At 26.3% G+C, this 6,799-nt stretch carries 7 protein-coding genes; all 7 read left to right on the top strand.

Annotated features, from left to right (window positions below):
• On the top strand, positions 1 to 762 hold a 762-nt coding region (locus BHW04_RS01115), incomplete at its 5' end, for a hypothetical protein (RefSeq protein WP_302698571.1).
• A gap of 196 nt (positions 763 to 958) precedes the next feature.
• On the top strand, positions 959 to 3,034 hold the full coding sequence (locus BHW04_RS01110) for a hypothetical protein (RefSeq protein ID WP_302698569.1): 2,076 nt from the start codon (positions 959 to 961) through the stop codon (positions 3,032 to 3,034).
• A gap of 95 nt (positions 3,035 to 3,129) precedes the next feature.
• A complete protein-coding gene (locus BHW04_RS01105) occupies positions 3,130 to 3,645 on the top strand; it encodes a hypothetical protein (protein WP_186835629.1) in 516 nt (171 codons plus the stop codon).
• Between the two features lie 19 nt (positions 3,646 to 3,664).
• The gene (locus BHW04_RS01100; protein WP_302698567.1) at positions 3,665 to 4,696 is read left to right on the top strand and encodes a hypothetical protein; all 1,032 of its coding nucleotides are present in this window, start codon (positions 3,665 to 3,667) and stop codon (positions 4,694 to 4,696) included.
• A 31-nt stretch (positions 4,697 to 4,727) separates the two neighbouring features.
• A complete protein-coding gene (locus BHW04_RS01095; protein WP_302698565.1) occupies positions 4,728 to 5,174 on the top strand; it encodes a hypothetical protein in 447 nt (148 codons plus the stop codon).
• 16 nt (positions 5,175 to 5,190) lie between these two features.
• Positions 5,191 to 5,640, top strand: coding sequence for a hypothetical protein (locus BHW04_RS01090; protein ID WP_186835626.1), 450 nt, complete (start codon positions 5,191 to 5,193; stop codon positions 5,638 to 5,640).
• A 280-nt stretch (positions 5,641 to 5,920) separates the two neighbouring features.
• Positions 5,921 to 6,799: hypothetical protein (locus BHW04_RS01085; RefSeq protein WP_302698563.1), on the top strand; the 879-nt coding region annotated here is incomplete at its 3' end.

Raw genomic sequence — 6,799 nt, 5'->3', positions numbered from 1 at the left:
GTTAGTGATTTTCATTTAGAAAAAGAATTGTTTGTAGAAAATATTGAAGTAAGTAAATTTAATAATGAATTATTAAATGAAAATGAACAAATATCTATGGCTTCAATTGATTATGAAGCTGAGTCTAGGCTTAGAATGAGTATTTCTAAAAATGAAGGAAGTTATAGACAAGTAAATACTAATCTTGCCTCTATAGAAGGAAAAAGTGAAATAAGCGGATTGGATAATCAAGAACCAACTCAAGATATTAAAATCATAGGAAATGTAATGGATGACAAGGGTAATATGCCTGTAACTAATTTTAAAGTAACAGTTCCAACAACAGCAAACTTTACAGTAAATAAATCAGGTAATCTTATTGGACCTACTTTACAAGTAATAAATGAAGGTAGACAAGAAATAGATGTATATGCTAATGGTTTTAAGAAGGTAGGAAATGGAGATATTGAAATTATTTCAGAAAAAGAAGTGTTAACAAATAAAGAACTTGATAGGAAATCAATATCATTAAAATTGGTGGGAAGTGAAGGGATTGCATATTTATCAGCAACTAAAGATGGTAATGGTGGAGTATCAGAAAATGTGGATTTAAGTACATTATCAGAATCTGGAGTGAAATTATTAACATTATCAAGTGGAAATGAAACACCTCAAGTTAAAAGAATAGATATTCAAGGAAAAGCTGGTATTAAACCGATAACTAAACCAGCATCTGATAAGTTTATTTTAACTTTGAAGATTAAAAAGCGTGTTAATGAATAAAAGCAATTAAAATAGATTAAATCGACTTAGTATTTTTTGATATTATGTCGATTTTTTTAGTTGTTAAATTATAAAATTAACGAAATAAAAAAAGAATTTACGAATATTTATTTAAGAGTATTTAAAAATTTGTTAAAATTATGATAAGATTTTAGAATGGCATAAATTATAAGTATAATTTATAGGGGCATGAATAATGAAGAGAGATAAAATTATAGAAAAAATAAGAGAATTTTACAAACATAAAAAGAACTACTATATTACAGGGGGAAGTATAATTATTATTGCTTTTTTAGGGACAATAATTGTAAAACCTAGTTATATAGAAAAAACAAATTTTTATATTAAATCTTTAATAGATGGAGATCCTAATTATGAACAAGTGAAAGAAAAAGTAGCATTGTATGCTTTTAGAAAAGAAATTAGCCTTAAGGAATTTAAAGAAGAAACTATTGTAAAGAAAGAAGATGAAGTAAAAGGTCCAATTACAGCTTCTGCTATTAAAAGTGGATTTGATAGCTTCACACCATCAGAAATTCCAAAAGATGATACGACTACAGAAACTTCCACTTACAGTAATAATAATACTTTAAATAATGGTAGTACTTCTAATAATTACTATGTAGAAGAAAAGCCATCATCAAACAATAGCAATAATACTTCATCAAGTAATGATAATGATAAAATTGAAAATAAGAAAGAAGAGTTTATTGATAAATCATCTTTTATAGGGAAAGATTTAATGATTTATGAAGGTGATAAATTTGATCCTTTAAAAAATCTAAAATTATCTGCCACTGATATTGATGGTAGTAATATAACTAATAAGATAGTTATTACGGAAAATACTGTTGATACATATAAACCAGGTTTATATACTGTAAAAGCTAATGTTCAATTAAGTGATAATACTAAGCTAGAAAAAGATTTTTTAGTTAGAGTTGAAACAACAGCATTGGAATTAGCGGTGGTATCTTTAGAAACAGAATCTGATATAGTAAAAAAGAAAGAAGAAGTGAATATTGACTTTGATGTTAAATCATCTAAAGATTATATATATGTAGAAAAAGTTGTTGTTAATGGTAAAGAATATAATGCCACAAGAAAATTAACTAGAAGTTTATTTTCTAAATCAGATAAGTATTCAACAGTTGTACAAGCTCCTGAAATAGCAGGAATTAATAATCTAACATTGGAAACCATAATAATGTCAGATGGTACTGAAGTTTTAATAAATCAAAGTGTTGCCATAGAAGTTTTACCAGAAGAACCAATAGTTGATGATTTAGTGGTAGATGGCAATATTGAAGATGATAATATAAATATTGATGCTGAATTTACCATTAAAGATATAGACAATACTTTAGAATCTGGAAAAGTTATATTATATGATGAAAATAATGAAATAATAAGAGAAGATTATGTAAAAACAAATGAATTAGTAAAGTTAAAGTATGATCTGCTGGAAGAAAAAGTATATACTTTAAAAGTTCTTAAATATACTAAGTCAAGACCAAGAGAAGCTGAATTAGTAAATGAAGTAATAGATTTAAGAAATGCTAAAGAAATGTTGATAAATAATTATAAGTTAATTTCAATGGTAGATGATGAGAATACTGATAATGGTGTAAATGATGGTGTAGTGGAAGGTGGAACTGGTGATACAGTACAAGGAGATTCTTCAAGTGATGATAGTAACAAGAAAACTGAAGAAAATATAATTACAAATGAATCAACAAAAGATTCTACTATAAAAACTGAAGGTAGAATTAAAAGTGATGCGGGAAAAACACCTAAAAAGACAATAAGTGTAAGTATTCCAACAGCAATAGCATTTACTGTCAATAAAGATGCAGAGTTTATAGGTGCTAATATAAATATAACTAATAATGGAGAAGTACCGGTAGATATAAGTGTTAAAGAATTTTTAGATTATAATGGTGATAATGGTATAAAACTTATAATATCTAATAGAGTAAAAGATGAAAACACAATTTCTAAAACAACAATTAACTCTAATTATAAAAGGAATGAAATTAATTTATATTTAGAAGGAAATTTAAAGAGAGTTTATTTAGGGCATAGAAAAATAGTTTCCCAACTTGGAGAACAAGAAGCTTCTGAAGCTAAAAAGAAAATAGTTAAAGTATTAGCAAATTCATCTACAACATTAACTTTAAATGGCGTTGCTGGGCAAAATCCATTAGAAGTTAATAAACCAATTAAAGATACCTTTAGATTGACTTTAAGAATTAAAAAAAGCTCAGAATAAAATTATAATATTAATGATTAAAAAAGGGGGAAGAATGTTTATTATTCCCCTTAAAATCTTATAGTTTAGATTATTATAGAAAGGAATACAATTTAATGAAATTTAGTTTTAGTAAAAAAAACATTAAATTTATTTTAATTTTTTCAGCATTTATTGGAATAGGTGTAATTGTAGGATTAAGTGTAAATGTTTATAAAAATTATGGTAGTAATTCAACTGGAGCCATAATACAAGATGGTGTTATATCAGGATATACTGCATCTGAAATTGAAGAGATAATGCAAAGAAAAGCCGATGAATCAACTTTTTCTTTTGAGATTAATTCAAGACCATTTTTTGAGAATGGAAAATCAGAAGGTAATATAAGAATATATAATCCACCTTTTAATAATTATTTAATAGATGTGGAAATTAAATTAGATTCCAATAACAAAACCATATTTAAAAGTGGTAAACTTAAACCTAATCAATACATAGAAAAAGCAAAATTGAGTAGAAATCTTAAAAAAGGTGAATATGAAGCAACGGCTACTATAAGTGCATATGATCCTGAAAGTGAACAGTTATTAGGTGTATCAGTGGCTAAATTAATAATAGCTATTGAAAATTAGGATGAAAGAGGGGGATATAGTGAAAAGAGCATTAATTTTAGGAGTATTATTTACTTTAATAAATTTTTCATCAATTACAGAAGCAAATTCTATAAAATATTTGGCAGAAACAACGTCTACTGAAACTTCAGGTTCAACAGGAGCTACTGGAGAATCAGGAGGAAGTCAATCAGGTTCAACTGATGGTGGAACAACAGGAGGAAGTAGTACTTCTAATTCAAATGGGAATGTTAATAAAGTTGAATCAGCAAATCCAGAGGTGAAACTTGATGGTGCAATAGGTCCATGGGGACCAGATAGAGATGATATGCCAAATTTTGATGGGATTGAAAATGGAGATTTAATAGGTACTAAGCCTAATGATGAGAATTTGTTTAAAATATCAGTAACAGTTCCATTAAATATGAACTTTATGATAGTGAGTGATGATCCTATAAGATTTACTGGTAAATTTATTTGCCCTTATTATTATATAACTAACAATGGAACATATCCTTTAGATGTATCATTTAAAAGTTTTGATAAAGTAACTTCAAATAGTTCTTCTGATGGTTTACTTAGTATTTCAAATTCAGAACAAGTAGCACCTTTATATATAGAAGAGCCAAATTCTAATGATGGAAAAGTTCAAATGAGATTAAGTTTAAACTATGATAGACCACAACAAGGTACATACTTAAAAACAATAAATTTAAATAGTGAAAATACAAATAGAACTTCTGAAGAAAATAAATTAGGTGAAATTGGTTCTAATGAAACTGCTAGAATATATTATAGAAGTGATTTATGGGAAACACCTAAAAGTGAAAATAAGACAACTGATGTTGTTTCTAATTTTAGTTTAATATTATCTTTCTCTACTCAAAACACAAATGCAGGCACAGAAAATGGAGCAGATGGTAGTGCAGGCACAGGCTCTGAAGGAAATGCTTCAAGTACACCTTCTAGTGGAAATATAACTAGTGGTGGAAGTAATGAAGGAGCTGATTCAGGTTCAGGTTCTACTGGAAGTGGTGAAAATTCAGCACTACAAAATCCTAGTGAAAGTTAATATAAATTACAGATAAAGTTGGTGAGCAATTATGAAAAAGAAAAATAGCATTATTGCAATTGGAATTGTAGTAGGTATAGGGTTGATTGTATTTTTAGCTTCATTTGCTGGAGGTAAATTCAATAAGATTAGTAAATATAAATTGCTAGAAGCTCCAGTGCCTATAAACTCTATAGATGTATCAATTAAAATTTCTAATGAAGATAATAATAAGAAAGCTATAATAACATATGCCAACAATTCATCGCATGATATAAGTAATATGGTTATAGAAGTTAGATTCAAATCTGAAAATAAAGTTGTTTCTTATGAATTAGATGAGTTAGTTAAATCAGGACAGATATCTTCAGATTTTTATGGAGAAGCACCTGACAGTGGAAATGAAGAAGATTTAGAATTTTTAAAGTATAAAGTTACATTGAAAAATGGAACTTATATGGAATATGATCAAACAACCAATACTTATAATTGGTCATAAAAAAGGAGGGGCTGCTTTGAAAAGCAATAAAAATATAATAATAGCTATATCTTTAATAGTTGTATTTATCTTGGGGGCATTTTTAATTATAAAAAGTACTAAAAATACAGAGGAAAGTAGATTTTCTACTGCTATAGAGCAACCTTTTACTATAGACACTATAAATGTTGTATTTAATATAAACCAAGATGGAGATCATCCGTTATTAAAAACTTATTATGAAAATAATTCTAATAAAACAATAACAAATATGACTTTACAAGTTAAGTATAAAAATACTGACACTGTTGAAGATATTAATATAAGTGGTTTAGTATCTTCAGGAGAAAAGTCAAAAGAAGTGTTAATAGTAGGACCAGATAGTAGATTAGTTGAAGATGTAGAAATACTAAAATATAAAATATCAATAGAAGATGGAGTTTATATGGAATATAATCCAATAACTAGTGAGTATAATTGGTCATAAAATATATTAAATTTTTTTATATAATGAATATAAAATTTTGCGAAAAAATAGCGAAAAAAGTTGAAATATGTTAAAATTATAATAGATTTAAAAGTAGTATAGTTAATAGTTTATTAGTTATAGTATTTTTAAATCTTTTTTATATGTTTCTAAGAATGGAGGGATGAAATAAAAAAATAAGCTACGCTTATTTAAAAGTATAATAAGTTAGTGAGAGAACTACTTAAAAGTATCAAGAATATGTGAAGTATTATAACTTTACATAATGGGAGGTGAAGTAGTGAAACAAAGAAAAAGACTTTTATCTTTGATATGTGTAGCATTAATGACAATTGAATTTTTACCAACACAATTAATAGCTAATGCTACATTAAACTCAAATGAAGTCAAAGAAGTAGAAGAATCTGAAAATAAAGATATACAAAAAGAAGATTCTGATACAAAAAAAGAAGTTGTTTCTGAAGAAAAAACAGCTGATATTAGCAAATTAGAAGGAGAAACTGAAGTTAAAGAAGAAAAGGTTGAAAATCAATTAAAAAATAGTATTTTTACTTTTTTCATAAAAGAAAAAACGATAAGTAATTCTTCTAATATTAAAGAATTTTTATCACTAAAGTTTAATAGAGAAACTAAAAAGTTTGAAGTATCTAAAAATATAGAAAAAGATTTTTCTATTAATAAAGATGAAAGTTCAAATGAAAGCAATAATGAAAGTAATGAGCTATTAGAATTAAGGGTTATTGATGGTGAAAATAAAGAAAAATTAAATATAAAGCTATTAGATAACCATGATAATAGTGAAGAACTTAAAAAGCTTTTAGAATTAGAAATTAAAGAAACAGATTATATTCAAATAAATATCTTAAATACAGATTTAAATTTAAAAATTGAAGATGATATTTATGGAGATATAACAAAAGAAAAGGAAGATTACAGTGATGGTGTATCTACATTAGATTATATTAACAATGTAAGATTCCAAATTAAAAAAGAAGGAATCAACACAATATATAATGAAGCACCAGTTATAAATGGAGTAAATGATATAGAGGTTGATTCGGAAAATAAAGATGCTTTACTTCAAGGAATAAGTGTTACTGATGACCATGATGAAATACAAAATTCAAGTATTCAAGTTTCATCTAAAAAGTTAGAAGAA

The sequence above is a fragment of the Clostridium sp. 29_15 genome, assembly GCF_001916075.1.
Taxonomy (GTDB): domain Bacteria; phylum Bacillota; class Clostridia; order Clostridiales; family Clostridiaceae; genus Clostridium; species Clostridium lentum.
This window is presented reverse-complemented; position numbering and strand designations above follow the sequence as displayed.